We start from the raw sequence: 25,524 nt of genomic DNA, 5'->3' as shown, positions 1-25,524 counted from the left end.
AAACGCCCGGTTACATTCCGAACCCGGAAGCTAAGCCTTACAGCGCCGATGGTACTGCAGGGGGGACCCTGTGGGAGAGTAGGACGCCGCCGAACTACCTTTAGAGCTCCGGCTCCTGGGCAAACAGCCCGGGAGCCGGAGCTTTTTTGCGTTGGGGTAAGGTCAGGAGGCATCGTCGGTATCTTTCCCACAGGAGGCCCCCGGGTGGAGGTCCAGGAGACCCGTGTCCAGACGGACCGGGTCCTCACCATCCCGAACATCCTCAGCATGGCGCGGCTCGTCGGCGTACCCCTCTTCCTGTGGCTGATCCTCCGGCCGGAGTTCGGTGGCCCCAAGAGTGATGGCTGGGCACTGCTGGTGCTGGCGTTGAGCGGGGTCAGCGACTACCTCGACGGCAAACTCGCACGACGGTGGAACCAGGTCAGCAGCCTCGGCCGGCTGCTCGACCCCGCCGCCGACCGGCTCTATGTTCTCTCCACCCTCCTCGGTCTCACCTGGCGCGAGATTCTGCCGCTGTGGCTGACCGCTCTTCTCCTGGCACGCGAATTGATGCTCCTGGTGGCCGTGGGTGTCCTCAGGCGACATGGTTACCCGCCGCCGCAGGTGAACTTCCTGGGGAAGGCGGCGACGTTCAACCTGATGTATGCGTTCCCCTTGTTGCTGCTCAGTGACGGCAGCGGATGGATCGCGTCACTCGCGGCCATTTTCGGATGGGCGTTCGCAGGATGGGGTACAACGCTCTATTGGTGGGCAGGAGTCCTCTACGTGGTACAAGTCCGCCGTCTGGTCCGTGCGGACGCCACGGCCGACTGAGTTCCCCTCAACGAGGCAGCCGCGGGGACTCCGATGGCCCGCCTGGGAAAAGTGCGGGACAATCAGGACGGGTGCAGTCGGCTAGATCGTCGTCTCTTGGAGGAGGACGCTTCCGACATGAAGGCCGTCGTGATGGCCGGAGGCGAAGGCACGCGCCTTCGTCCGATGACCTCAAGCATGCCCAAGCCGCTCCTGCCGGTGGCCAACCGGCCGATCATGGAGCATGTGCTGAGGCTGCTCAAAAGGCATGGGCTGAATGAGACCGTCGTCACAGTCCAGTTCCTGGCCTCGTTGGTCAAGAACTACTTTGGTGATGGTGAAGAGCTCGGAATGGAGCTCACCTATGCCAACGAGGAGAAGCCACTCGGAACCGCCGGAAGCGTCAAGAACGCCGAGGAGGCGTTGAAGGACGACGCGTTCCTCGTCATCTCCGGTGATGCCCTGACCGACTTCGACCTCACCCGGCTGATCGAATTCCACAAGGAAAAGGGCGCGATGGTGACCGTGTGTCTCACGCGCGTACCCAATCCGCTGGAATTCGGTATCACCATCGTCGATGAAGAGGGCAAGGTCGAGCGCTTCCTGGAGAAGCCGACCTGGGGCCAGGTCTTCTCCGACACCGTGAACACGGGCATCTACGTGATGGAGCCCGAGGTGTTCAACTACGTCGACCCCGACGTTCCGGTCGACTGGTCCGGCGATGTCTTCCCGCAGCTGATGAAGGAAGGCAAGCCGATTTACGGCTATATCGCCGAGGGCTACTGGGAGGACGTCGGCACCCACGAGAGCTATGTGAAGGCGCAGGCCGACGTCCTGGAGGGCAAGGTCGACGTCGAGATCGACGGCTTCGAGATCTCCCCGGGAGTCTGGGTCGCCGAGGGCGCCGAGGTGCACCCGGACGCCGTGCTGCGTGGGCCGCTCTACATCGGCGACTACGCCAAGGTGGAGGCCGGCGCCGAAATCCGTGAGCACACCGTCGTCGGCTCCAACGTCGTCGTGAAGAGCGGGGCCTTCCTGCACAAGGCCGTCGTGCACGACAACGTGTACATAGGCCAGCACAGCAACCTGCGTGGCTGTGTCGTCGGCAAGAACACCGACATCATGCGCGCGGCGCGGATCGAGGACGGCGCGGTCATCGGTGACGAGTGCCTGATCGGTGAAGAATCGATCGTGCAGGGCAACGTGAGGGTGTACCCGTTCAAGACCATCGAGGCCGGCGCCTTCGTCAACACCTCGGTGATCTGGGAGTCGCGGGGCCAGGCGCACCTCTTCGGGGCCCGCGGAGTGTCCGGGATCCTGAACGTGGAGATCACCCCGGAGCTCGCCGTACGGCTCGCCGGCGCCTATGCGACCACGCTCAAGAAGGGCTCCACGGTCACCACGGCCCGCGACCATTCCCGGGGTGCCCGCGCGCTCAAGCGGGCGGTGATCTCGGCCCTCCAGGCCAGCGCCATCGACGTACGGGACCTGGAGAACGTGCCGCTGCCGGTCGCGCGGCAGCAGACCGCGCGGGGCAGCGCGGGCGGCATCATGATCCGGACCACGCCCGGGGTGCCCGACTCGGTCGACATCATGTTCTTCGACGGACAGGGCGCCGACCTGTCGCAGGGCAGCCAGCGCAAGCTGGACCGGGTCTTCGCGCGCCAGGAGTACCGGCGTGCGTTCCCCGGCGAGATCGGTGACCTGTACTTCCCGTCCAGCGTCTTCGACTCGTACACCGGGTCGCTGCTGCGCAACGTCGACACCACCGGGATCGCCGAGTCGGGGCTCAAGGTCGTCGTGGACGCGTCGAACGGCAGCGCCGGACTCGTGCTGCCCAGCCTGCTCGGCAAGCTCGGGGTGGACTCGCTGACGATCAACCCCGGGCTGAACGAGGCCCGGCCGACAGAGACCGCCGACGTACGGCGCTCGGGTCTGGTGCGGCTCGGCGAGATCGTGGCGTCCTCCGGGGCCGCGTTCGGTGTGCGGTTCGACCCGGTGGGCGAGCGGCTGTCGCTCGTCGACGAGAGGGGCCGCATCATCGAGGACGACCGGGCGCTGCTGGTGATGCTCGACCTCATCGCAGCCGAGCGGCGCAGCGGCAGGGTGGCGCTGCCCGTCACGACCACTCGGATCGCCGAGCAGGTGGCCGCCTACCACGGCACCCAGGTGGAGTGGACGACGACCTCGCCCGACGACCTCACACGGGTCGGCGGCGAGGAGGGGACGATCTTCGGCGGCGACGGCAAGGGCGGGTTCATCGTCCCGGAGTTCAGCAGCGTCTACGACGGCACCGCGGCCTTCGTACGGCTCATCGGGCTGGTCGCGCGCACTCAGCTCACCCTGAGCCAGATCGACGCCCGGATTCCGCGTGCGCACGTCCTCAAGCGCGATCTGGCGACGCCGTGGGCCGTCAAGGGCCTGGTGATGCGCCGGGTCGTCGAGGCGGCCGGTGACCGCTTCGTGGACACTACGGACGGTGTGCGGGTGGTGGAGACCGACGGCCGCTGGGTGATGGTCCTGCCCGACCCTGCCGAAGCGGTCACCCATCTGTGGGCCGAGGGGCCCGACGACGCCTCCGCCCAGACGCTGCTGGACGAGTGGGCGGAGGTCGTGGACAGCGCCGGCCGGTAGAACGCCGACCCGTGGATCAGGGCGCCGGCCGGTAAAACGGACAGCACGCACGCGTGCCGGACAAGTGTCCCCCAAGGGGGCCTGTCCGGCACGCCGGTGGGGCCATTCGGAGGTCACGGCCACGTCGTGCGACGATGTGCGGCATGCCGCAGCAACCCCCCATTCGGAGCAACACCGCGCGGCCCTCCCGACCGGACGCCTCCATGTCGTTGATCACCAACGTCATGGACCACAGCCTCGACGACGGTTACGCCGAGGCCGCCGCTCGGAAGAAGGCCGCGGGCGAGAGCGGCATGCCGAAAACCGTCCGGGCGAAGCTCGGCCTGGCGGGCGGGCTGGTGCTGGCCGGGCTCGTGGTGACCGTGGGAGCGGCACAGGCCCGTGTGGCGGCCCCGGTCGTCGCCAAGGAGCGCCAGGAGCTGATCGACCGCATCGACAAGGAGACCGCGGCGGCCGACAAGCTCGAGGGCACCGTCGACAAGCTGAGGGACGACGTGAACGCGCGGCAGCGCGAGGCGCTGCGGCACACCGGCGGCAACCCGCAGGCCGACCTGGTGAGCATGCTGGCAGGCGCCAGCGAGGTGTACGGCCCCGGTATGAGGCTCGTGGTGGACGACGCCAAGGAGGCCGGCACGAGCGGCGGCGGCAATCCGCGCGGGACGTCGGGTTTCTCCGACACCGGCCGGGTGCGGGACCGGGACATGCAGCGGGTGGTGAACGGGCTGTGGCAGTCGGGTGCCGAAGCCGTCTCCATCAACGGACAGCGGCTGACGGCCCTGTCGGCGATCAGGGCCGCGGGTGACGCGATACTGGTCGACAACAAGCCGCTGGTGCCGCCGTACACGGTGCTCGCCGTGGGGGACGGGAAACGGCTGAGCGCCCGGTTCCAGGACAGCCCCGACGGGCTGTACCTCCAGGCCCTGAAGGACAACTACGGCATCCGGAGCAGCATCTCCGTGGAGAGCGACCTGCGGCTGGCCGCCGCACCGAGTGTGATCGTACGTACAGCACAGCCGAGCACTGAGAAAGGCACATCGTGATCGCCGTACTGGGCCTCGTCGTGGGAGTGGTGGCCGGCCTGTTGGTCCGGCCGGAGGTTCCGGCCGTCGTCGAGCCTTATCTGCCGATCGCCGTCGTCGCGGCGCTGGACGCCGTCTTCGGTGGCCTGCGGGCCATGCTGGACGGCATCTTCGACGACAAGGTCTTCGTCGTGTCGTTCCTGTCCAACGTGGTCGTGGCCGCGCTGATCGTCTTCCTGGGCGACAAGTTGGGCGTGGGCGCCCAGCTGTCCACGGGTGTCGTGGTCGTCCTCGGTATCCGCATCTTCTCCAACGCCGCGGCGATCCGACGGCACGTGTTCCGGGCGTGAGAATCATGAGCCACCAGGACGAACAGCCCGGGAACGGGCAGCAGGACACCCAGCCCGAGCAGCAGCGGCTGCGCCAGGAGTTGCCCGAGGAGGTTCCCGCGCAGGCTGCCGCAGGTGAGGGCCCCGGCGCCGAGGAGAGTTCCGAGCCCGCGCTGACCGGTCGCCAGCGGCTGGCCCAGGGGCTGTGGCCGCCGCGCTTCACACGGGCCCAACTCGTCGTCGCCCTGCTGCTGTTCGGCCTGGGCTTCGGGCTCGCCGTCCAGGTCGCCTCCAACAGCAGCGGAGACAACGCGCTGCGCGGCGCCCGGCAGGAGGATCTCGTCCGCATCCTCGATGAACTGGACGACCGTACTCAGCGTCTTGAAGACGAGAAGCAGGGTCTGGAGAAGCAGCGTCAGGAGCTGGAGAACAGCTCGGACCAGGCCGAGGAGGCCCGCAGGCAGACGGCCGAGAAGGAGAAGCAACTCGGCATCCTCGCGGGCACGGTGGCCGCGCAGGGGCCCGGCATCACGGTGACGATAGAGGACACGAAGGGGACGGTCCGGGCGGACATGCTGCTCGACGCGATACAGGAGCTGCGCGCGGCCGGTGCGGAGGCGATCGAGGTGAACGGTGTACGCGTGGTTGCGAACACTTATCTCACCGACTCCGGCAAGAGCGTGGACGTCGACGGGAACAAGATCAACGCCCCGTATCGTTTCAAGGTCATCGGCAAGCCGCAGGACCTCGAACCGGCGCTCAACATTCCTGGAGGCGTGGTGCAGACCCTGGAGAAGGAGCAGGCCACCGTGACGATCGACCGTTCGGACAAGATCGTCGTGGACGCCTTGCGGGCGGCGAAGAGGCCTGACTACGCTCGGTCGTCCTCGCGGTGAACCGGCGGTGCATGGCGGTCGTCCGGCAGGGGCATGAGGTTGCGGGGGGTCGGCGCATCGATTGGGTGGTGCGTGGTGGAAACTGTCTGGTGGATACGGACGTTGTGAAGATGTCCGGGTCGACCGGTGTATGCAGTCAGGGTTCGTCCTGCCCCACGGGCGGGTCTGTTTCGGTCAAGGGGAATCGCCCGTGAAGTTGTTTGCGAAGTTGTTCGGCAAGAGCGCGCGAGAGGGCGGCCAGAACGCGACGGCCCGTCATCGCGCACAGCCTGACGCCGAGGGTCAGCGTCCGCTGTTCAGGGACCAGGTGGCCGGTCAGGACGCGTCGTCGGTTGACCCTGCCCAGTCGGGCGGCATAGGTTTCGGGCAACCGTCGACCTCAGGTACGGCTGGAGGGTTTGCCGCCGGCCCGTACGCGTCCGATGCCCCCGCGGGGCAGCCGCGGCAGGAGGATCCGTCCATGTCGGCCCTGGTGTGTACGAGGTGCGGTAACCGCAACGCGGAGAACAGCCGCTTCTGCTCCAACTGCGGTGCGCCGCTGCGGCCCGGTGCGACGCCGGAGCGCTCGTCGGAGACGACCTCGACGATCTCGATCTCCGGCCTCGAGGCCTACGACGCCGAGGCCACCGGCCAGACGCCGATGCTCTCACCGGAGGCACAGGCGGCTGTCGACGCGCTGCCGCTGGGCTCGGCCCTGCTGGTGGTGCGCCGCGGCCCGAACTCCGGCAGTCGCTTCCTCCTGGACGGCGAGCTGACCACGGCAGGGCGTCATCCGCAGAGCGACATCTTCCTGGACGACGTGACGGTCTCGCGTCGCCATGTGGAGTTCCGCCGCAGCCCGGACGGCTCGTTCACGGTGGCCGACGTCGGCAGTCTGAACGGCACGTACGTCAACCGGGAGCCGATCGACCAGGTCGCGCTGTCCAACGGTGACGAGGTGCAGATCGGCAAGTACCGGCTGGTCTTCTACTCGAGCCGGCAGGGCGTCTGACCTGTCAGGGAAGGTCCATGCGTCAATCACCGAGCGGCGGTGCCGGGCACGGCGCCGCCGCCACGGACAGTGGGCTGAAGAGCATCGGCACGGTGCTGAACGTGCTGCGCGACGAGTTCCCCGAGGTCACCGTCTCCAAGATCCGTTTCCTGGAGTCGGAGGGGCTCGTCGAGCCGCGGCGCACCCCCTCGGGGTACCGCAAGTTCAGCACCGACGACGTCGAGCGGCTGGCCCTGGTCCTGCGGATGCAGCGGGACCACTACCTGCCGTTGAAGGTGATCCGCGAGTATCTGGACGCGATGGAGCGCGGCGAGGCGGTCCACCTGCCGGCGGTCGGCCGGCAGCGTGACGGCGCTGCCGTGCCGGCGCCGGCCGAGGCGCCCACGGGGGCCCGGATCGGGCGCACCGAGCTGCTCGCCGCCGCCGGCATCGAGGAGGGGGAGCTGCGGGAGTGGGAGTCGTACGGGCTGCTCACTCCGTTGGCGGACGGGGCCTACGGCGCCGAGGCGGTGACCGTGGCCTCGCTCGTCTCCGAGCTGGGGCGTTTCGGGATCGAGCCCCGGCACCTGCGGGTGATGAAGGCGGCCGCCGACCGGGAGGCCGGGCTCGTCGACCAGGTGGTGGCCCCGCTCAAGCGGCACCGCAACCCGCAGACCAGGGCACATGCGGAGGCGCGCGCCAAGGAGCTCGCGGAGCTCACGGTGCGGCTGCACACGGTGCTGGTCCAGGCCGCGCTGGGGGTGCGGCTGCCGTGAGCCGGGCCGGGGAGGCGGCTGGATCCTCCTCCCATGACCGGCCCGACTACCCAAACGGTCGGGGCACCGCCTAGGGTTGCTGTGTGAACGAGCTCGATGTCGTAGGTGTCCGGGTCGAGATGCCCTCCAACCAGCCGATCGTGCTCCTGCGTGAAGTGGGAGGCGACCGTTACCTCCCCATCTGGATCGGGCCAGGGGAGGCGACGGCGATCGCCTTCGCCCAACAGGGCATGGCCCCTGCGCGACCGCTGACCCACGACCTGTTCAAGGACGTGCTGGAAGCGGTCGGCCAGGAACTCACGGAAGTGCGCATCACGGACCTGCGTGAAGGCGTCTTCTACGCCGAGCTGGTGTTCGCCAGCGGTGTCGAGGTGAGCGCTCGGCCGTCCGACGCCATAGCGCTGGCCCTGCGTACCGGGACGCCGATCTTCGGCAGCGACACGGTGCTCGACGACGCGGGCATCGCGATCCCGGACGAGCAGGAGGACGAGGTGGAGAAGTTCCGCGAGTTCCTCGATCAGATCTCGCCGGAGGACTTCGGCACCAGCAGCCAGTGAAGCGCCCGCAGGAGCCACGGGAGACCGTCCCGCGGCCTCCCTCCGAGGCATTCGGATAGCCTTTCCCGGCGATGGGGTACGCGAAACCACTCTTAGGGTGATTATCACTCGGCGTGCCGAGTGTGGCGATCGTTGACGCACCCCTGGTGACTGCCTACCGTCGAGGAGGCAGGTCAAGGACGGAGGTCGGCGTGAGAAGCAGCGGCGACGGTACGGCTGGGGGTGCCCCCGGACGCAATGCCGGGGGAAGCGGTCCGTACCCTCCCCCGAGCTCTCGGCTCCGACCGAGTGGGGGGTATCCCCCTACCGGGGGCGTGGCCGGTCGTGCTCCGCAGCGACCGACGGCGGTGCCGAGCAGCGGAGGGGCGGCGGCCATGGCGACCGAGCAGATCGGCTACCGCGGTCCGACGGCCTGCGCGGCCGCCGGCATCACCTACCGGCAACTGGACTACTGGGCGCGCACCGGGCTGGTCGAGCCGAGCGTGCGTCCCGCCCACGGGTCCGGCACACAGCGCCTCTACAGCTTCCGGGACGTCGTCGTCCTGAAGATCGTCAAGAGGTTCCTCGACACCGGCGTGTCGCTGCAGAACATCCGTAGCGCCGTCCAGCACCTGCGCGAGTGCGGTCTGCGTGACCTGGAGCGGATGACGCTGATGAGCGACGGTGCCACGGTGTACGAGTGCACGTCGCCCGACGAGGTGCACGCCCTGCTCCAGGGGGGCCAGGGAATCTTCGGCATCGCCGTCGGCGTGGTGTGGCGCGATGTGGAGAGCGCGCTGTCGCAGCTGCACGGTGAGCGCATCGACACCGGGGAGACGCTCGTGGGGCACAACCCGGGCGACGAGCTCGCCCGGCGGCGCAACCGGGCCGTCTGAGCGGCCCCTCGGCCGGCTCCGGTCGTTTCGACCACTGACCTGGCCCCAAAGCTGCAGATCGGCCCGAGCGGCCCGCTCGGACCCCGGACCGGCTTTCGAGAGCCCGTACGGGTGCCGCCGGAACCGGGGCGTTGTCAGTGGCGTGGTGCAGCATCGTAGATGTGAGAACCGCACCCACGATCCTCCATCTCGACATGGATGCCTTCTTCGCCTCCGCGGAGCAGGCGTCCAAGCCGAGCCTGCGCGGGAAGGCCGTGGTCGTGGGCGGACTGGGACCGCGCGGCGTGGTGGCCACGGCGTCGTACGAGGCGCGCGTCTTCGGCGTCCACTCCGCGATGCCGATGGCCCAGGCGCGGCGGCTGGCGCCGAACGCCGCGTACCTCGTGCCGCGCTTCGCCTTCTACCGCTCCATCAGCGAGCGGGTGATGGGCCTGCTGCGGGTGCTGTCGCCCCTGGTGGAGCCGCTGAGCCTGGACGAGGCGTTCGTGGACCTGGAGGCCGGGGGAGCCGCCTGGGACGCGGAATCAGCCCGGCTGGCGGGGACGAGGCTGCGTGCCGACATCCGGGCCGTCACGGGGCTCACGGGGTCCGTGGGTCTGGCCGCCTCCAAGATGCTCGCCAAGATCGGCTCCGAGCAGGCCAAGCCCGACGGGCTGGTGCTCATCGAGCCCGGCACCGAGCGGGCCCTGCTCGGTCCGCTGTCCGTGCGGACCCTGCCGGGCGTGGGCCCGGCCACGGGCGACCACCTGCGGCGGGCCGGGATCCACACCGTCGAGGAGATCGCCGAGGCCGGCGAGGACGAGCTCGTACGGCTGCTCGGCAAAGCGCACGGGCACGCGCTGTACGCGATGGCGCTGGCGCAGGACGAGCGTCCCGTCGTCGCCGAGCGCGAGACGAAGTCGGTGTCCGTCGAGGACACCTACGACGTGGACATCCACGACCGCGTCCGGGTGGCCCTGGAGGTGCAGCGGCTCGCCGACCGGTGCGTGGGGCGGCTGCGCGGGGCCGGTCTGTCCGGGCGCACCATCGTGCTGAAGGTGCGCCGCTACGACTTCTCCACCCTGACCCGCTCCGAGACCCTGCGCGGGCCCACCGACGACCCCGCGGTGATACGGGAGGCGGCCGCCCGGCTGCTGGACTCCGTGGACACCACCGGCGGCGTACGGCTGCTCGGCGTGGGTGTGTCCGGGCTCGCCGACTACACCCAGGAGGACCTGTTCGCGCAGGCCGCGGGCGCGCAGGCGGAGGGTACGGCCGAGGAGCGGCCGGAGGAACCCGCCGAGCGGCAGCCGGCACCCACCGAGCGGCGGTGGCCGGCGGGCCACGACGTACGGCACGCCGAGTACGGCCACGGATGGGTACAGGGCAGCGGCCTCGGCCGCGTCACCGTGCGCTTCGAGACCCCCGACTCCGCGCCGGGCCGGGTACGCACCTTCCTCATGGACGACCCGGACCTGGAACCGGCCGAGCCCCTCCCTCTGGTTCCTCCGGTCCCGCCGGTTCCTCCGGCTCAGCTCTCGTCCGGACCCGAGCCGGAGCCCGCCAGCTTGCCGAAGTGGTGGTCCGGGACGGTCGGTGGAGGGGCCACGTCGAGGCCGTAGTGGTGGTAGAGCTGCAGTTCCTGCTCGGGGGACAGATGGCGGCCCACGCCGAAGTCGGGAGCCTCCTTGATCAGTGCGCGGTCGAACGGGACGCGCAGGGCGCCCTCGACCAGTTCGCTGGGCTCCAGGGGGACGAAGGCGTCCCGGGAGAACAAGCCGGTGCGTATGGCCGCCCACTCCGGCACACCGGTCGCGTCGTCGAGGTAGACCTCGTCCACCGTGCCGATCTTGTGGCCGCTGCGGTCGAACGCCTTGCGGCCGATCAGGTTGCGCGGATCGATCTCCGTCTGCACTGTCCCTCCATGTGGTCGCAACTCATTCGTAAGCACTACAAAAGAGCACATTCAGCGGGGCGGCCACTCGAAGACCCGTGCGGCTGCCCCGCTGGTACGCTGGCAACGGCTGCTGACCCCGTGCGGGAGAGCCCTCCGGTACCACCGGGGGCGCCGAAGGAGCAAATCCTCCCCGGAATCTCTCAGGCCCACGTACCGCACGGACGAGGTCACTCTGGAAAGCAGAGCGGGTGTCGACGGCTTCCGCTCTCACCGACGGTGAAAACCGGGAGCCCTCAGGTGGCCCGGTGAAGCTCTCAGGTTGAGATGACAGAGGGGGAGGCCGTCGGGGCACCCGTGCCGTGGTGTCCCTCGAAGGTCGTGTCAGACCAGGAGGCCTCCGCAATGACCGCCCAGCGCATTCCGCTCTCCGAGCTCGAACAGGGCATCCCCTTCGAACAGCGCCACATCGGGCCCGACCAGGAGGCGCGGGCCAAGATGCTCGCGCAGGTCGGCTACGGCTCGCTCGACGAGCTCACCGCCGCCGCGGTGCCCGATGTGATCAAGAACGCCGACGCGCTCGACCTGCCCGGCGCCCGGACCGAGGCCGAGGTGCTGGCCGAGCTGCGCTCCCTCGCCGACCGCAACCAGGTCCTCGGCTCGATGATCGGACTCGGCTACTACGGGACCTTCACCCCTCCGGTCATCCTGCGCAACGTCATGGAGAACCCGGCCTGGTACACCGCCTACACCCCCTACCAGCCGGAGATCTCCCAGGGCCGCCTCGAGGCGCTGCTGAACTTCCAGACCGTGGTCGCCGACCTGACCGGCCTGCCGACCTCCGGCGCGTCGCTGCTCGACGAGGGCACCGCAGCCGCCGAGGCCATGGCGCTGTCCCGGCGCATGGGCAAGAACAAGAAGGGCCTGTTCCTGGTCGACGCGGATGCGCTGCCGCAGACCATCGCCGTCATCGAGACCCGCGCCGAGCCGACCGGCGTCGAGGTCGTCGTCGCCGACCTCGGCGCGGGCATCCCCGCCGAGATCGCCGAGCGCGAGATCAACGGCGTGCTGCTGCAGTACCCGGGCGCCTCCGGCGCGGTGCGCGACCTGAAGCCCGTCATCGACCAGGCGCACGAGCTGGGTGCCCTGGTCACCGTCGCCGCCGACCTGCTCGCGCTCACCCTGCTGAAGTCGCCCGGCGAGCTGGGCGCGGACATCGCCGTCGGCACCACCCAGCGCTTCGGCGTGCCGATGGGCTTCGGCGGCCCGCACGCCGGCTACATGGCGGTGCACGAGAAGTTCGCGCGCAGCCTGCCCGGCCGCCTGGTCGGCGTCTCCGTCGACGCCGACGGCAACAAGGCCTACCGCCTCGCCCTGCAGACCCGTGAGCAGCACATCCGCCGCGAGAAGGCCACCAGCAACATCTGCACCGCCCAGGTGCTGCTCGCCGTCATGGCCGGCATGTACGCGGTCTACCACGGCCCCGAGGGCCTGCGGGACATCGCGCTGCGCACCCACCGCTACGCCACCGTCCTCGCCGAGGGCCTCGAGGCCGGCGGCTTCGAGGTCGTGCACGGCGCGTACTTCGACACGCTGACCGTCAAGGCGGAGGGGCGTGCCGCCGAGGTCGTCGCCGCGGCCCGCGAGGGCGGCGTGAACCTGCGCCTGGTCGACGCCGACCACGTCTCGGTCGCCTGCGACGAGACCACCACCCGGGACCGGCTGCGCGCCGTGTGGGCCGCTTTCGGCGTCGGGGGCGACATCGAGGCGCTGGACGCGGCCGCCGAGGACGCGCTGCCCGAGGCGCTGCTGCGCGACGACGTCTACCTCACCCACCCCGTCTTCCACCAGTACCGGTCCGAGACCGCGATGCTGCGCTACCTGCGCCGGCTGTCCGACCGCGACTACGCGCTCGACCGCGGCATGATCCCGCTGGGCTCGTGCACCATGAAGCTCAACGCGACGACCGAGATGGAGCCGGTCACCTGGCCGGAGTTCGGGCAGCTGCACCCCTTCGTGCCCGCCGAGCAGGCGCAGGGCTACCTCACCCTCATCCGGGAGTTGGAGGGACGTCTCGCCGAGGTCACCGGCTACGACAAGGTCTCCCTTCAGCCGAACGCCGGTTCCCAGGGCGAGCTGGCCGGTCTGCTCGCCGTGCGCGGCTACCACCGTGCCAACGGCGACGAGCAGCGCACCATCTGCCTCATCCCGTCCTCCGCGCACGGCACCAACGCGGCCAGCGCCGTGATGGCCGGCATGAAGGTCGTCGTCGTCAAGACCGCCGAGGACGGCGAGATCGACGTCGAGGACCTGCGGGCGAAGATCGAGCAGTACCGCGAGCAGCTGGCCGTGCTGATGATCACCTACCCGTCCACGCACGGCGTGTTCGAGGAGCACGTCGCCGACATCTGCGCGCAGGTCCACGAGGCCGGCGGCCAGGTGTACGTCGACGGCGCCAACCTCAACGCCCTGGTGGGCCTCGCCAAGCCGGGTCACTTCGGCGGCGACGTCTCCCACCTGAACCTGCACAAGACGTTCTGCATCCCGCACGGCGGCGGCGGTCCCGGCGTCGGCCCGGTCGGTGTGCGCGCCCACCTGGCGCCGTACCTGCCCAACCACCCGCTCCAGCCCGACGCCGGTCCGGAGACCGGAGTCGGCCCGATCTCGGCCGCGCCGTGGGGTTCGGCCGGCATCCTGCCGATCTCCTGGGCCTACGTCCGCCTGATGGGCGGCGAGGGCCTCAAGCGGGCCACGCAGGTCGCCGTGCTCAGCGCCAACTACGTCGCCAAGCGCCTCGAGCCGCACTACCCGGTGCTCTACACCGGTCCCGGCGGCCTGGTCGCCCACGAGTGCATCATCGACCTGCGCCCGCTGACCAAGGCGACCGGGGTGACCGTGGACGACGTGGCCAAGCGGCTGATCGACTACGGCTTCCACGCGCCGACGATGTCGTTCCCGGTGGCCGGCACGCTGATGATCGAGCCGACCGAGTCCGAGGACCTGGCCGAGTTGGACCGGTTCTGCGATGCGATGATCGCGATCCGCGCCGAGATCGAGAAGGTCGGTTCCGGCCAGTGGCCCGCGGAGGACAACCCGCTGCACGGCGCCCCGCACACCGCCGCCGCGCTCGGCGGGGAGTGGCAGCACGGCTACACCCGTGAGGAGGCCGTCTTCCCGGCCGGGGTCTCGGTGGCCGACAAGTACTGGCCGCCGGTGCGCCGCATCGACCAGGCCTTCGGCGACCGCAACCTCGTCTGCTCCTGCCCGCCGCTGGACGCGTACGAGGACTGATCGAGCGGCTCACGGGCTCCCGTCCGGCCCGGGAGGGAGCCCAGGGGTCTTTCGTTCGGATCATGCCCGGCTGATCCGAACGAAGGACCCCAGCCGTGTCACACGGTGGCCAGGGAGACCTCGGTCGACTTGATCAGGGCGGTGACGCGTGTGCCCGCGGCCAGGCCGAGTTCGGTGGCGGCGTCCCTGGTGATCGCGGCAGTCAGCTCGCCGCCTTCCACCTCGACCCGGACGGACGCCATGGCCGCGCCGAGGGCGATCCCGGTGACGGTGCCCGGCAGCCGGTTGCGGATGGACAGGCCCTCGACCGGCCCGGTGGCCAGGGACACCTCCGTCGACTTCACCAGGGCGCGCACGGCGGTGCCCTCGGTCAGGCGCAGGTCCTCGACGGCGTCCCTGGTGATCGCGGACGTGAGCTGTCCGCCTCCGTCCAGTCGCACGTGAACGAGGGCCATCGCCTCGCCGGCGGTGACGGTGGTGACCGTGCCGGGCAACTGGTTGCGCATGCTCAGGCTCACGGGCGTGCCTCGCGGTGGGTGGGGGACGTGGTGATCACCCACCGTAGGGCGGCCGGTGCCTCAGGCCGGGTAGGCGTGGGTCTGCGTCGCCTTGACGGTCGCCCAGACCGCCGCGCCCGGGTGCAGGTCCAGCTCGGCGGCGGCGACCGTGGTCAGGTCAGCGGTGAGGGCGAGTTCGCCGGCCAGGTCGGCGCGGATCTGGTCGCCGTGGGTCTCCAGGCCGGCGACCTCGCAGCGCCACAGGTTGCGCGCGCTCGAGCCCGAGGGGCGGTCCCGGTGGAGAGTGACCGCACTCGGCGGGAAGGCCACGAAGACCGCTCCCGTCAGGTCCTCGGTGGTGGTGATGTCGGGACCGGTTGCGAGGCGGACGGTGTGGCCCTCGGCCTGCCCGTGGTAGAGGTTCAGGCCCACGAGCTGTGCGACGTAGTCGGTGCGCGGACGGCGGGCGATCTCCGACGGGGTGCCCTCCTGGACGACACGGCCGTGCTCGACGACGACGAGCCGGTCGGCCAGCACCATCGCGTCCAGCGGGTCATGGGTGACCAGGACGGCGACGGCCTCGAACTCGGCGAGGTGCCGGCGCAGCTGGGCGCGGACCTCCAGCCGGGTGCGGGCGTCGAGCGCGGCGAGCGGTTCGTCGAGCAGCAGCAGCCGGGGCCCGGTGGCCAGGGCGCGGGCCAGGGCCACGCGCTGCGCCTGGCCGCCGGAGAGACGGCGGGGCTTGGCACCGGTGTGGTCGGCCAGCCCCATCCGGTCCAGCCACCGCGTGGCCTGCGCGCGGGCCTCGGCCTTCGACGCGCCCCGGCAGCGCGGCCCGAACGCCACGTTGTCCAGGGCCGACAGGTGCGGGAACAGCAGGTAGTCCTGGAAGACCACGCCGACCGGGCGTGCCTCGGGCGGTGTGCGGTCCAGCGCGGTGCCGTCCAGGCGCAGATGGCCGCCGGTGAGCGGGACCAGGCCCGCCAGCGCGCGCAGAGCCGTCGTCTTCCCGGCGCCGTTCGGGCCGAGCAGCGCCACCACGTCGCCGGGGGCGGCGGTGAGGGGGACGTCGAGGCGGAAGCCGCCGCGGTCGACGACGAGACGGGCGTCCAGGCCCTCCCCGGGCGCGCCCGCGGCACGTACGTCGGCGGTGGTCCGTTCGATGTCGGTCATGTGATGAACGTCCTGGATACGGGGCGGGTCGGGATCGGCGGTGGATTGATCAGGAGGCCGTCATCCAACGGTCCCGCAGACCCGCCAGTACGGCGATCGACACCGCGAGCAGCACCAGGCTCAGGGCGATCGCCGCAGCCGGGTCGTTCTGCAGGGCCAGGTAGACGGCCAGCGGCATGGTCTGCGTACGGCCGGGGAAGTTGCCGGCGAAGGTGATCGTCGCGCCGAACTCGCCGAGTGCCCGCGCCCAGGCGAGCACGGCGCCCGCGGCGATGCCCGGCGCGATCAGCGGCAGGGTGACCCGGCGGAACGCGGTGAAGCGGGAGGCGCCCAGCGTGGTGGCCGCCTCCTCGTAGCGCGGATCGGCGGCCCGCAGCGTGCCCTCGACGCTGATCACGAGGAACGGCATGGCCACGAACGCCTCCGCGACCACCACCCCGGCCGTGGTGAAGGGCAGCGTGATTCCGAACCAGGAGTCCAGCCACTGCCCGACGACACCATTGCGCCCCAGGGCCAGCAGCAGGGCCACACCGCCCACGACCGGGGGCAGCACGAGCGGCAGCGTGACCAGCGCCCGGACGAATCCGCGTCCGGGGAAGTCCGTACGGGCCAGCAGCCAGGCCAGCGGGACGCCGAGCACCAGGCTCACCGCGGTGGCGGCGGTCGCGCTGACCAGGGACAACTGGAGTGCCTGCCACACCTCGGCGCTGGTCAGCTGGTCCGGCAGGCTGCGCCAGGGGGCCCGGATCAGCAGGGCGATCAGCGGCAGCAGCAGGAAGGCCAGTCCGACCAGGGCGGGGACCAGCAGGGGCAGCGGCGCCCCGCCGAGCGCGCGGCCGCGCCGCGACCCGTTCCTCCGGGTCACGGCGCGGGCCTCGTCGATCTCGGTCACGGCTTCAGGAACCCGGCCCCGGTCAGGACGTTCTGGCCCTCGGCCGACGTCACCAGCTCGACGAACGCCTTGGCCGCAGTGGCGTTGGGCGCGTTCTTGAGCAGGGTGATCGGGTAGTCGTTGACGGCCTCGGCCGACTCGGGGAACTCCACGCCCTGGACCCTGCCGGCGGCGGCCTGCACGTCGGTCTTGTAGACGAGGGCCGCGTCGGCCTCCTTCAGCTCGACCTTGGTCAGGGCGCTCTTGACGTCCTGCTCGTAGGAGACCGGGGTCAGCTTGAGCCGGCTCGCGTCCAGCACCTTCTGGGCGGCGGCGCCGCAGGGCACGGTCTTGTCGCACAGGACGACCTTCAGGCCGGACCTGGTGAGGTCCTTCAGCGAGGAGATCTTGTCCGGGTTGCCCGGCGCGGTCGCGATCTCGAGCTGGTTGCGGACGAAGGTGACCGGGGTGCCGGCCGCGTCCTTCTTGTCGGTCACGATCGCCATGGTCTTGGTGCTGGCGGCGGCGAACACGTCGGCGGGGGCACCGGAGGTGATGCTCGCGGCGAGGCTGTCGCTGCCGCCGAAGTTGAAGGTGACCTTGGTGCCCGGGTGCTGCTGCTCGAACTGCTTGCCGAGCGTGGTGAAGCTCTCCTTCAGCGAGGCGGCGGCGAAGACGGTCACGGTGCCGGACAGCTTCGGCGCGGCGGACGCCGACGTGCCGGACCCGGCCGAGGACGAATCGTCGGAGGACGAGGAGGAGCAGGCGCTGAGAGCCAGCAACGCCGCGGCCCCCGCAACTCCCGACTTCAGCATCCTGGTCCGTCGCGTAGAACGGGTCATCACGGTTCTACTCCTCTGGCTCTGCACGGAAGAAGCTGTCGCGCCCTGCCACGACCGCTCATCTGGTCGTGTCGCGATCATACTGGCGCAATTGCCAGGTGTAAGGGCTCTGTTGCATTGCATGAGCTGGCGATGCGCGACGCACGGCTTGCATGTGCGTTTGTCCGGGGCGGTCGTTCGGGTACGGACACTCAGGAGGTGGTGCCCGTGACGCTCGCGGAGCTCGCCCTGACCGGCGACCTCGCCCGCCCGTCCCGGCTGACCGTGCGGGATCTGCTCGGGTGGCCGCAGCACGGGGTGGGAGTCGCCTTCGACTGCGCCACCAGCGGAGTGCAGCACCACCGGTTCACCGGACCGCGCCTGTACGACGTGCTGTCCGCGGCGGGGCCCGGTTTCGACCCGGCCCGGCGCAAGGACCGGCTGCGCTTCCTGATCGCGGTCACGGCCGCCGACGGGCATCACGCGCTGCTGTCGTGGGCCGAGATCGATCCCGACTTCGCCGACGCTCCGGTCCTGCTCGCGGTGACCATCGACGGCACCCGGCTCGACGGCGCCGGCCCCCAGCTGGTCCTGCCGCAGGACCGCTGCGGCGCGCGGTACGTCAGCGGTGTCCGGGCGATACGGGTGGACGGCGGCTATCGCGCGCGTGCCCGGGTGTGAGTGCTTTCGGCTACGTGCGGTCGATGTGCACGTTCGTCGACTTCACGCGGGCGGTGGCCTCCATGCCGACCTCCAGGCCCAGTTCCTCCACGGCCTCCCGGGTCAGCAGGGAGACCAGGCGGTGCGGTCCGGCCTGGATCTCGACCTGGGCGGCGACGTCGCCGAGTTTGATGGCGGTCACGATGCCGGCGAAGGCGTTGCGGGCCGACGTGTACGAGGGGCCCTCCTCGCCGCCGGACCGGGCCAGCTCGACCGAGAACGCGGCGAGGTCCCGGCCGTCGATGAGCCGGCGTCCGCTGTCGTCGCGGTGGGTGGCCATCCGGCCCGCGTCCGCCCAGCGGCGCGCGGTGTCCGGGCTGACGCCGAGCAGCCGGGCTGCCTGCCCGATCGTGTAGGACTGCATGCCGGTCACGATAGGGCCGCGGGCGGCGTGGGGCCGACCTGGGGGTGGCCCGTTCGCGGGCGCGGTCAGCCGGTGTGCACCCGTGGCCGCTTGGCGCGGTCCGGCTCCGCCTCGCGCAGCACCTCGCGGGTGACCGGCGCGACCTCACCCTGGCCGAAGAGGAAGAAGCGCAGGAAGTTGGCGAACGGGTTGCCCTCGGTCCACTCGAAGTAGATGTGCGGGGTGCGGCCGGTCATCTCCCGGACGTGGAGGAGGAGTGCGGCCAGGGCGTTCGGGACGGCCGCGGACTCCAGGGCCAGCACGCGGTAGCGGTCGTGCCTGACCTCGCCGTGCACGGTCAGGCCGGCCTCGAACTCCGAGGGGTCGGTGACCGTCACCTCGACGAAGACGAAGTCCTCCGTGAGCGGGATGTCGCTGTCGCTGCGGATCTGCTCGATCTTGTCGCGGTAATCGGACTTGTCCCGCCGTTCGGGCTCCTTGGCGATGAACCGGATCTTGCGGCTGGCGATGTCTCTGACGAACCGTTCCGCCATGCCGTCCAGCGTCACGCTCGTCACCCGCAGCTCGAAGGAACGGGCGAGCCGCGACAGCAGCGAGACCAGGATGATCCCGGCGATGAAGCAGGCGCCGATCTTCACACCGTCGGGGCGCTCGATGACGTTGACGACGGTCGTGTAGAGGAACACGGCCGAGATGACCCCGAACGCGATGGTCCATTTGCGCTGGCCGGCCCTGCGGGCGGCGATGGTCACGGCGATCGCCGCGGAGCTGATCAGCACGAGCACGCCCGTGGCGTACGCGCCGCCCTGCTTGTCGACGTTGGCGTCGAAGATCCAGGTGACCAGGAAGCCGATCAGGGTGAAGACGATGACCATCGGGCGGACCGCCCGCGCCCAGTGCGGGGCCATTCCGTAGCGGGGCAGGTACCGCGGCATCAGGTTGAGCAGCCCGGCCATCGCGGAGGCGCCCGCGAACCACAGGATCAGGATGGTCGAGACGTCGTAGACCGTGCCGAAGGTGTTGCCGAGGTACTCGTGCGCCAGATAGGCCAGGGCACGGCCGTTGGCCTGGCCGCCGGCCTTGAACTCCGGCGCCGGGATCAGCAGCGTGGTGATGAAGCTGGTGGCGATCAGGAAGCAGCTCATGATCAGCGCGGCCGTGGTGAGCAGCTTCCTGGTGTCCCGGATCCGGCCGGTGGGCCGCTCCTCGGTGTCGTCCGGGTTGCCCCGCACGTGCGGCATGACGGCGACGCCGGTCTCGAAGCCGGACAGGCCGAGCGCCAGCTTGGGGAAGACGAGCAGGGCCACGCCGACCATGAGGAAGACGTTGCCGTGCTGGGCGGTCAGCGCGCTGGTCCAGTCGCTGACCACATGACCGGCGGTCAGGACGTGCCACAGACCGACGACCACCACGACGGCGTTCAGCGCGAGATAGACCCCGACCAGGGCGAAGGCGACGCCGATCGCCTCCACGAAGCCCTTGAGGAAGACCGCGCCGAGCAGCGCGATGAGCAGGAGCGTGATCAGTATCTGGTGGCTGTGCAGCGCGGCCGTCAGATGCGGGTTCTCCACCAGGTGGGTCGAGGCGTCCGCGGCCGAGAGCGTCATGGTGATCAGGAAGTCGGTGGCGGCGAAGCCGAGCAGGGTCAGCACGAACAGCTTGCCCTGCCAGAACGACAGCAGCCGCTCCAGCATCGCGATCGAGCCCGCGCCGTGCGGGCTCTCCGCCGCCACCCTGCGGTACACCGGCAGGGCACCCGCGAGGGTGACGAGGACCAGCACGAGGGTGGCGATCGGCGACAGCAGCCCGGCCGCCAGCGCCGCGATACCCGGCTGGTACCCGAGCGTCGAGAAGTAGTCCACGCCGGTCAGGCACATCACCCTCCACCACCGCTGTCCCTTGTGCGGGGGCTCCGGCAGGGCGTGCGGGGCCTGCTGAATGCCCTTGCCCATGTCGGACAGGCCCTCCAGCATCCAGGCGCGCAGACGACTGGGAGGGTGCTCGGTGGTCGCCATGCCCCTGCTCCTGAGGTGTGGCTCGCGTGCGGACCGGGCCGTCACGGACCGGCCATCATGCGGACGGGTCACCAGCGTATGCGGAGAGTAACGCAGGGGCTCACGAGTACCCGAGTGAGCAGACGTCAATCTTCTGGCAAAAGCGGCTGTGACGACCCAGGCGTCACTTCATGACCAGCGGACACGCAGCTGTCACCGCGCCTTCGGCCGTCCGGGGGAGACACAATGGCGGGGCCCGGGCGGACACCCGGCGTCATGACTCCAGTCCCGAGACACGGAACACCGCCAGTGCGGTCTCCCGGTCCACCTGCTCGGAGATGTCGCGCAGCTCGTCCGTCCCGCACTGGAGCCTGCCCGCCGCCACACAGTGCCGGGCGTCCTCGTCGAGGCGGTACCAGACGTCGGGATGGTCCACCAGGACCTCGGGATCCAGCTCCACCCGCCCGCCGAGGGAGTCCAGCAGCACCAGCCGCCGGCAGACGCCGTCGACCGCGCGCACCGACACCAGCAGATCGGTACGGACCAGGCGGCTGCGCAGCAGCGACCGAGAAGCGATCCAGCCCCGACCGGCGTGGACGCGGGGCGGGCACAGCACCACGAAGAGCAGAACCGCGAGCGTGAACCAGAGCACCCCGCGCCACCAGGTGAGGCTGCCGGTGCCCCAGTCGATCAGGAGCAGCAGGGCGAGCAGCGCCACGGAGCAGCCGACCGAGGTGCGCAGCTCCCGCGCCCACGGATGGGTGCGGGCCTCGCGGCCGGGTTCCCGCGGCACCGGATCGGTGCCGGCTCGCTCGTCGTCGCGGTGTCCCATGTGCTCGACGTTAGAGCCCCCCGAGGCCTTCGGCACCTGCCCTTGACACGCCCCTGACGCGCCCGGGCCGGTTCTTGATGCCACTCCGCCGACGCGACCGGGTGGCGCGTCGTCAGGGGTCCGTCAAGGGTGGGTGTGCCGCCGTATGAGAGCCGTCAACGGTGGTCGGAATCGGGCAGAGGAGGTCGTTTCCTCGAATCGTCGATGTCCGTTCGCCTCTCATTCCAGGAGTTCGCGATGGCCGATGTGGCCTTCGTCGTCATCACGCTCGCGGTGTTCGCGCTCGTGGCCCTCGCCGTCAAGGGGGTGACGAAGCTGTGACCGCCGAGAACGTCGTCGGCCTGGTCGTGGCCGTCGCCCTGCTGGGCTATCTCGTCCTCGCCCTGATCTTCCCGGAGAGGTTCTGAGTAGCGTCATGAGTCCCGTACTCGCCGGAGTCCTCCAGCTGCTCGCTCTCATGGCCGCACTGGCGCTCGCCCACGCTCCGCTCGGCACCTACATGGCCGGTGTCTACCGCGCGCAGCGCCACTTGCGGGTCGAGAGATGGATCTACCGGGCCGTCGGCGCCGATCCGGACGTGGAGATGCGCTGGCCCGCGTACATCCGCGCCGTGCTCGCCTTCTCCCTCGCCGGTGTCCTCTTCCTGTACCTGCTCCAGCGGATCCAGGGCGTGCTGCCGCTCTCGCTCGGTTTCCGGTCCGTCGGCCCCGCCCAGGCCTTCAACACCGCCGCGTCCTTCGTCACCAACACCAACTGGCAGTCGTACTCCGGCGAGCAGACCATGGGGCACGTGGTGCAGACCGCCGGTCTCGCCGTGCAGAACTTCGCCTCCGCCGCCGTCGGCATGGCGGTGGCCGTGGCACTGGTACGCGGCTTCGCCCTCCCCCGAGCTCTCGGCTCCGCTCGAGCAGGGGGGACCCCCTTGCGCACCGGTGAACTGGGCAACTTCTGGGCCGATCTGGTGCGCGGCACCGTGCGCATCCTCCTCCCGCTGGCCGGGGTCGCCGCGATCGTGCTGGTGGCCTGCGGGGTGATCCAGAACTTCTCCGGGATCCACGAGGCCGGCCAGTTCCTCGGCGGCTCGCAGCAGTGGAACGGCGGCGCGGTGGCCTCCCAGGAGGCCATCAAGGAACTGGGCACCAACGGCGGCGGCTACTTCAACGCCAACAGCGCCCACCCCTTCGAGAACCCGACCCCGTTCTCCAACCTCTTCGAGATCTTCCTGATCCTGGTGATCCCCTTCGCGCTGACCCGGACGTTCGGCGTCATGGTCGGCTCGGTCCGGCAGGGCTACGCGATCCTCGCGGCGATGGCCACCATCTGGCTCGCCTTCGTCTCCCTGATGATGTGGACCGAGTTCGCCCACCACGAGGGCGCGCTGCGGATCGCGGGCGGCGCGATGGAGGGCAAGGAGGTCCGGTTCGGCATCGGCGCCTCCTCGATCTTCGCGGCGTCGACCACGCTCACCTCGACCGGCGCCGTCGACGCCGCGCACTCCTCGCTCACCGGGTTCGGCGGCGGGATCGCGATGCTCGGCATGATGCTCGGGGAGATCGCGCCCGGCGGAGTCGGCTCCGGCCTGTACGGCATCCTGATCATGGCCGTCATCGCGGTCTTCATCGCCGGTCTGATGGTCGGGCGCACACCCGAGTACCTGGGCAAGAAGATCGGCTCCCGGGAGATCAAGCTGGCCGCCGTCTACATCCTGATCACCCCGGCGCTGGTGCTGGTGTTCAGCGCTCTCTCGATGGCCCTGCCGACCCCGCCGCACTCGGCGCTCAACCCGGGCGCGCACGGATTCTCCGAAGTGCTCTACGCCTACACCTCGGCCGCGAACAACAACGGCTCGGCCTTCGCCGGCCTGAACGCCAACACCGACTGGTTCAACACCACGACCGGGCTCGCCATGCTGCTCGGCCGCTTCCTGCCCATGGTGTTCGTCCTCGCCCTGGCCGGCTCCCTGGGCGCGCAGCGGCCGGTGCCGGTCACCGCGGGCACCCTGCGCACCGAGAAGCCGCTGTTCACCGGCATGTTGGTGGGCGCCGTCCTGATCGTCGTCGGTCTGACGTACTTCCCGGCCCTCGCACTGGGCCCGCTCGCCGAGGGGCTGGCGTGATGACCACCTCCACACAGAACCACGAGGACTCCATGTCCGCAGTCACCAGGACCCGGGCACCGCACAGCGACGTGCCCACCGGGCACCCGTCCGGCCGGAGCCGGGTCGGTGCCGGTCTCTTCGACGCCCGGCAGCTGGTCAGGTCGCTGCCCGACGCCTTCCGCAAACTCGATCCGCGGGTGATGGTCAAGTCACCGGTGATGTTCGTGGTGTGGATCGGCTCGCTGCTGACCACCGCCTTCTCCCTCACCAGGCCGGGCGACTGGTTCGGCTGGGCGATCAGCGCCTGGCTGTGGCTGACCGTCCTCTTCGCCAACCTCGCCGAGGCGGTCGCCGAGGGCCGTGGCAAGGCGCAGGCGGAGACCCTGCGCCGGGCCAAGACCGACACCGTGGCGCACCGGTTGGACGGGACCGAGGTCCCCGGCACCGAGCTGCATGTCGGCGATCTCGTCGTGTGCGAGGCGGGCGACGTCATCCCCGGCGACGGGGACGTCGTCGAGGGCGTCGCCTCGGTCGACGAGTCGGCCATCACCGGGGAGTCGGCGCCGGTGATCCGCGAGTCCGGCGGCGACCGGTCCGCGGTGACCGGCGGCACCAGGGTGCTGTCCGACCGTATCGTCATCAAGATCACCACCAAGCCCGGCGATACCTTCATCGACCGGATGATCGGCCTCGTCGAGGGAGCCGCCCGGCAGAAGACGCCCAACGAGATCGCGCTGAACATCCTGCTCGCCTCACTGACGATCGTCTTCCTCCTCGCCTGCGCCACGCTGCCGCCGTTCGCCGACTACGCGGGCACCCACCTGACCATGGTGGTGCTGGTCGCGCTGCTGGTCTGCCTGATCCCGACGACGATCGGCGCGCTGCTGTCGGCCATCGGCATCGCGGGCATGGACCGGCTGGTCCAGCGCAATGTGCTGGCCATGTCGGGACGGGCGGTGGAGGCCGCCGGGGACGTGTCGACGCTGCTCCTGGACAAGACCGGCACGATCACCCTCGGCAACCGCAGGGCCGCGGAGTTCGTACCGGTGCGCGGTACCACCGCCGCCGAACTGGCGGACGCCGCCCAGCTCTCCTCGCTGGCCGACGAGACGCCCGAGGGCCGTTCCGTGGTGGTGCTGGCCAAGGAGAAGTACGGGCTGCGCGAGCGGCACCAGGGCGAGCTCGCCGGAGCCGAGTGGATCGCGTTCACCGCCCAGACCCGGATGTCCGGCGTGGACGTGGACGGCCGACGGATCCGCAAGGGCGCGACCGGATCCGTCATCGCCTGGGTCGAGGAGCAGGACGGGCGGATCGGCGAGGACGCCGACCGCCTCTCGAAGGAGATCTCCGCGGCCGGCGGCACACCGCTGCTGGTCGCCGTGCAGGACCAGGACGGCGCCCGGGTCCTGGGCGTCATCCACCTCAAGGACGTGGTCAAGGACGGTATGCGGGAACGTTTCGCCGAACTGCGCCGGATGGGCATCAAAACCGTCATGATCACGGGCGACAACCCGCTGACCGCTCGGGCGATCGCGAGCGAGGCCGGTGTCGACGACTTCCTCGCCGAGGCCACGCCCGAGGACAAGATGGCGCTGATCAGGCGCGAGCAGAGCGGCGGCAAGCTGGTCGCGATGACCGGTGACGGCACCAACGACGCGCCCGCGCTGGCCCAGGCCGACGTCGGCGTGGCGATGAACACCGGTACGTCGGCCGCCAAGGAGGCCGGCAACATGGTCGACCTCGACTCCGACCCGACCAAGCTGATCGAGATCGTCGAGATCGGCAAGCAGCTCCTGATCACCCGCGGCGCGCTCACGACGTTCTCCATCGCCAACGACGTGGCGAAGTACTTCGCGATCATCCCGGCCCTGTTCGCCGCGGTCTACCCGGGCCTGGACAAGCTGAACATCATGCGGCTGTCCTCGCCGGACTCGGCGATCCTGTCCGCGGTCGTCTTCAACGCGCTGGTCATCATCGCGCTGGTGCCGCTCGCCCTGCGGGGTGTGCGCTACCGGCCGACGAGCGCGGACCGGATGCTCCGCCGCAACCTCGCCGTCTACGGCCTCGGCGGGCTGATCGCGCCCTTCGTCGGGATCAAGCTCATCGACCTGATCATCTCCCTGATTCCCGGGATCGGCTGAC

At 70.2% G+C, this 25,524-nt stretch carries 23 protein-coding genes, 1 rRNA gene and 1 riboswitch; of the genes, 16 read left to right on the top strand and 8 right to left on the bottom strand.

Annotation, left to right across the window (positions count from 1 at the left end; all coding sequences use genetic code 11):
- From rrf to ACFY3J_RS15205, 11 genes are all read left to right on the top strand, one after another.
- A 5S ribosomal RNA gene (rrf, locus tag ACFY3J_RS15255) occupies nt 1-95 on the top strand; the annotation flags it as partial.
- 109 nt (nt 96-204) lie between these two features.
- Nucleotides 205-813, top strand: coding sequence for a CDP-alcohol phosphatidyltransferase family protein (locus ACFY3J_RS15250; protein ID WP_384187415.1), 609 nt, complete (start codon nt 205-207; stop codon nt 811-813).
- 117 nt (nt 814-930) lie between these two features.
- Nucleotides 931-3,426, top strand: coding sequence for a sugar phosphate nucleotidyltransferase (locus ACFY3J_RS15245; RefSeq protein ID WP_384187412.1), 2,496 nt, complete (start codon nt 931-933; stop codon nt 3,424-3,426).
- A 143-nt stretch (nt 3,427-3,569) separates the two neighbouring features.
- Complete coding sequence (locus tag ACFY3J_RS15240; RefSeq protein ID WP_384187409.1) at nt 3,570-4,466, top strand: DUF881 domain-containing protein; 897 nt, start codon at nt 3,570-3,572, stop codon at nt 4,464-4,466.
- Nucleotides 4,463-4,795: a small basic family protein gene (locus ACFY3J_RS15235; RefSeq protein WP_003988855.1), complete on the top strand. Its 333-nt coding sequence runs from the start codon at nt 4,463-4,465 to the stop codon at nt 4,793-4,795. The genes ACFY3J_RS15240 and ACFY3J_RS15235 overlap by 4 nt, the downstream gene beginning before the upstream one ends.
- Nucleotides 4,796-4,800: 5 nt before the next feature.
- Complete coding sequence (locus ACFY3J_RS15230) at nt 4,801-5,670, top strand: DUF881 domain-containing protein (RefSeq protein WP_384187407.1); 870 nt, start codon at nt 4,801-4,803, stop codon at nt 5,668-5,670.
- Between the two features lie 130 nt (nt 5,671-5,800).
- Nucleotides 5,801-6,661, top strand: a complete 861-nt coding sequence (locus tag ACFY3J_RS15225; protein ID WP_384187420.1) for an FHA domain-containing protein — start codon at nt 5,801-5,803, stop codon at nt 6,659-6,661.
- A 17-nt stretch (nt 6,662-6,678) separates the two neighbouring features.
- Nucleotides 6,679-7,416: a MerR family transcriptional regulator gene (locus ACFY3J_RS15220; RefSeq protein ID WP_384187404.1), complete on the top strand. Its 738-nt coding sequence runs from the start codon at nt 6,679-6,681 to the stop codon at nt 7,414-7,416.
- Nucleotides 7,417-7,499: 83 nt separating this feature from the next.
- Nucleotides 7,500-7,973, top strand: coding sequence for a bifunctional nuclease family protein (locus ACFY3J_RS15215; RefSeq protein ID WP_037684412.1), 474 nt, complete (start codon nt 7,500-7,502; stop codon nt 7,971-7,973).
- 191 nt (nt 7,974-8,164) lie between these two features.
- Nucleotides 8,165-8,848: a MerR family transcriptional regulator gene (locus tag ACFY3J_RS15210; RefSeq protein ID WP_384187400.1), complete on the top strand. Its 684-nt coding sequence runs from the start codon at nt 8,165-8,167 to the stop codon at nt 8,846-8,848.
- A 161-nt stretch (nt 8,849-9,009) separates the two neighbouring features.
- Nucleotides 9,010-10,449 carry a DNA polymerase IV gene (locus tag ACFY3J_RS15205; RefSeq protein WP_384187397.1) on the top strand — a complete coding sequence of 480 codons (1,440 nt, stop codon included), beginning with the start codon at nt 9,010-9,012 and terminating at the stop codon, nt 10,447-10,449.
- On the opposite strand, the gene ACFY3J_RS15200 is transcribed toward ACFY3J_RS15205, so the two are convergent.
- Nucleotides 10,359-10,742 (bottom strand): PRC-barrel domain-containing protein, encoded by a 384-nt coding sequence (locus tag ACFY3J_RS15200; RefSeq protein ID WP_361414887.1) that lies wholly within the window; start codon nt 10,740-10,742, stop codon nt 10,359-10,361. The genes ACFY3J_RS15205 and ACFY3J_RS15200 overlap by 91 nt on opposite strands.
- Before the next feature lie 113 nt (nt 10,743-10,855).
- A riboswitch (glycine riboswitch) is annotated at nt 10,856-10,950 on the top strand.
- Nucleotides 10,951-11,126: 176 nt separating this feature from the next.
- On the opposite strand from ACFY3J_RS15200, the gene gcvP reads away from it, so the two are divergent.
- The gene (gene gcvP, locus ACFY3J_RS15195; protein ID WP_384187393.1) at nt 11,127-14,012 is read left to right on the top strand and encodes an aminomethyl-transferring glycine dehydrogenase; all 2,886 of its coding nucleotides are present in this window, start codon (nt 11,127-11,129) and stop codon (nt 14,010-14,012) included.
- A gap of 98 nt (nt 14,013-14,110) precedes the next feature.
- Here the strand turns inward: gcvP and ACFY3J_RS15190 are convergent, their stop codons facing one another.
- From ACFY3J_RS15190 to modA, 4 genes are read right to left on the bottom strand one after another with little or no spacing between them, the layout of a single operon-like run.
- Nucleotides 14,111-14,530, bottom strand: coding sequence for a molybdopterin-binding protein (locus tag ACFY3J_RS15190; RefSeq protein WP_384187390.1), 420 nt, complete (start codon nt 14,528-14,530; stop codon nt 14,111-14,113).
- A gap of 60 nt (nt 14,531-14,590) precedes the next feature.
- Nucleotides 14,591-15,682, bottom strand: a complete 1,092-nt coding sequence (locus ACFY3J_RS15185) for an ABC transporter ATP-binding protein (RefSeq protein ID WP_390841011.1) — start codon at nt 15,680-15,682, stop codon at nt 14,591-14,593.
- Between the two features lie 49 nt (nt 15,683-15,731).
- Nucleotides 15,732-16,574 carry a molybdate ABC transporter permease subunit gene (modB, locus tag ACFY3J_RS15180; protein WP_384187384.1) on the bottom strand — a complete coding sequence of 281 codons (843 nt, stop codon included), beginning with the start codon at nt 16,572-16,574 and terminating at the stop codon, nt 15,732-15,734.
- A complete protein-coding gene (modA, locus tag ACFY3J_RS15175; protein WP_390841016.1) occupies nt 16,571-17,395 on the bottom strand; it encodes a molybdate ABC transporter substrate-binding protein in 825 nt (274 codons plus the stop codon). Before modA ends, modB begins: the two co-directional genes overlap by 4 nt.
- Before the next feature lie 198 nt (nt 17,396-17,593).
- On the opposite strand from modA, the gene ACFY3J_RS15170 reads away from it, so the two are divergent.
- On the top strand, nt 17,594-18,055 hold the full coding sequence (locus ACFY3J_RS15170; RefSeq protein ID WP_390841010.1) for a molybdopterin-dependent oxidoreductase: 462 nt from the start codon (nt 17,594-17,596) through the stop codon (nt 18,053-18,055).
- Between the two features lie 10 nt (nt 18,056-18,065).
- Here ACFY3J_RS15170 and ACFY3J_RS15165 read toward each other — a convergent pair whose 3' ends face one another.
- The 3 genes from ACFY3J_RS15165 to ACFY3J_RS15155 all read right to left on the bottom strand — a co-directional run bounded on the left by ACFY3J_RS15165 (nt 18,066) and on the right by ACFY3J_RS15155 (nt 21,284).
- The gene (locus ACFY3J_RS15165; RefSeq protein ID WP_384187375.1) at nt 18,066-18,458 is read right to left on the bottom strand and encodes a molybdopterin-binding protein; all 393 of its coding nucleotides are present in this window, start codon (nt 18,456-18,458) and stop codon (nt 18,066-18,068) included.
- Nucleotides 18,459-18,523: 65 nt separating this feature from the next.
- Entirely contained in the window at nt 18,524-20,473 is a 1,950-nt protein-coding gene (locus ACFY3J_RS15160; RefSeq protein ID WP_384187372.1) for an amino acid transporter, read from the bottom strand.
- A gap of 253 nt (nt 20,474-20,726) precedes the next feature.
- Nucleotides 20,727-21,284: a hypothetical protein gene (locus tag ACFY3J_RS15155; protein ID WP_384187370.1), complete on the bottom strand. Its 558-nt coding sequence runs from the start codon at nt 21,282-21,284 to the stop codon at nt 20,727-20,729.
- A gap of 317 nt (nt 21,285-21,601) precedes the next feature.
- Here ACFY3J_RS15155 and kdpF point away from each other — a divergent pair, with 317 nt between their 5' ends.
- Genes kdpF through kdpB form a run of 3 tightly spaced genes read left to right on the top strand, consistent with a single transcriptional unit; the run spans nt 21,602 to nt 25,523 of the window.
- Nucleotides 21,602-21,691: a K(+)-transporting ATPase subunit F gene (gene kdpF / locus ACFY3J_RS15150; RefSeq protein ID WP_009326374.1), complete on the top strand. Its 90-nt coding sequence runs from the start codon at nt 21,602-21,604 to the stop codon at nt 21,689-21,691.
- 8 nt (nt 21,692-21,699) lie between these two features.
- Nucleotides 21,700-23,400: a potassium-transporting ATPase subunit KdpA gene (gene kdpA / locus ACFY3J_RS15145; RefSeq protein ID WP_390841009.1), complete on the top strand. Its 1,701-nt coding sequence runs from the start codon at nt 21,700-21,702 to the stop codon at nt 23,398-23,400.
- The gene (kdpB, locus tag ACFY3J_RS15140; RefSeq protein WP_384187362.1) at nt 23,400-25,523 is read left to right on the top strand and encodes a potassium-transporting ATPase subunit KdpB; all 2,124 of its coding nucleotides are present in this window, start codon (nt 23,400-23,402) and stop codon (nt 25,521-25,523) included. The genes kdpA and kdpB overlap by 1 nt, the downstream gene beginning before the upstream one ends.
- The last annotated feature ends 1 nt before the right edge of the window (nt 25,524 follow it).

The organism is Streptomyces sp. NPDC001231 (assembly GCF_042896885.1).
Lineage (GTDB): Bacteria > Actinomycetota > Actinomycetes > Streptomycetales > Streptomycetaceae > Streptomyces.
This window is presented reverse-complemented; position numbering and strand designations above follow the sequence as displayed.

Coding starts and splice junctions, on each gene's coding strand:
- ACFY3J_RS15230 (WP_384187407.1), top strand. CDS start 4,801: ATGAGCCACCAGGACGAACAGCCCGGGAACGGGCAGCAGGACACCCAG.
- ACFY3J_RS15155 (WP_384187370.1), bottom strand. CDS start 21,284: ATGGGACACCGCGACGACGAGCGAGCCGGCACCGATCCGGTGCCGCGG.
- ACFY3J_RS15245 (WP_384187412.1), top strand. CDS start 931: ATGAAGGCCGTCGTGATGGCCGGAGGCGAAGGCACGCGCCTTCGTCCG.
- modA (WP_390841016.1), bottom strand. CDS start 17,395: ATGACCCGTTCTACGCGACGGACCAGGATGCTGAAGTCGGGAGTTGCG.
- ACFY3J_RS15185 (WP_390841011.1), bottom strand. CDS start 15,682: ATGACCGACATCGAACGGACCACCGCCGACGTACGTGCCGCGGGCGCG.
- gcvP (WP_384187393.1), top strand. CDS start 11,127: ATGACCGCCCAGCGCATTCCGCTCTCCGAGCTCGAACAGGGCATCCCC.
- ACFY3J_RS15220 (WP_384187404.1), top strand. CDS start 6,679: ATGCGTCAATCACCGAGCGGCGGTGCCGGGCACGGCGCCGCCGCCACG.
- ACFY3J_RS15240 (WP_384187409.1), top strand. CDS start 3,570: ATGCCGCAGCAACCCCCCATTCGGAGCAACACCGCGCGGCCCTCCCGA.
- ACFY3J_RS15225 (WP_384187420.1), top strand. CDS start 5,801: ATGCAGTCAGGGTTCGTCCTGCCCCACGGGCGGGTCTGTTTCGGTCAA.
- ACFY3J_RS15160 (WP_384187372.1), bottom strand. CDS start 20,473: ATGGCGACCACCGAGCACCCTCCCAGTCGTCTGCGCGCCTGGATGCTG.
- ACFY3J_RS15165 (WP_384187375.1), bottom strand. CDS start 18,458: ATGCAGTCCTACACGATCGGGCAGGCAGCCCGGCTGCTCGGCGTCAGC.
- kdpB (WP_384187362.1), top strand. CDS start 23,400: ATGACCACCTCCACACAGAACCACGAGGACTCCATGTCCGCAGTCACC.
- kdpA (WP_390841009.1), top strand. CDS start 21,700: ATGAGTCCCGTACTCGCCGGAGTCCTCCAGCTGCTCGCTCTCATGGCC.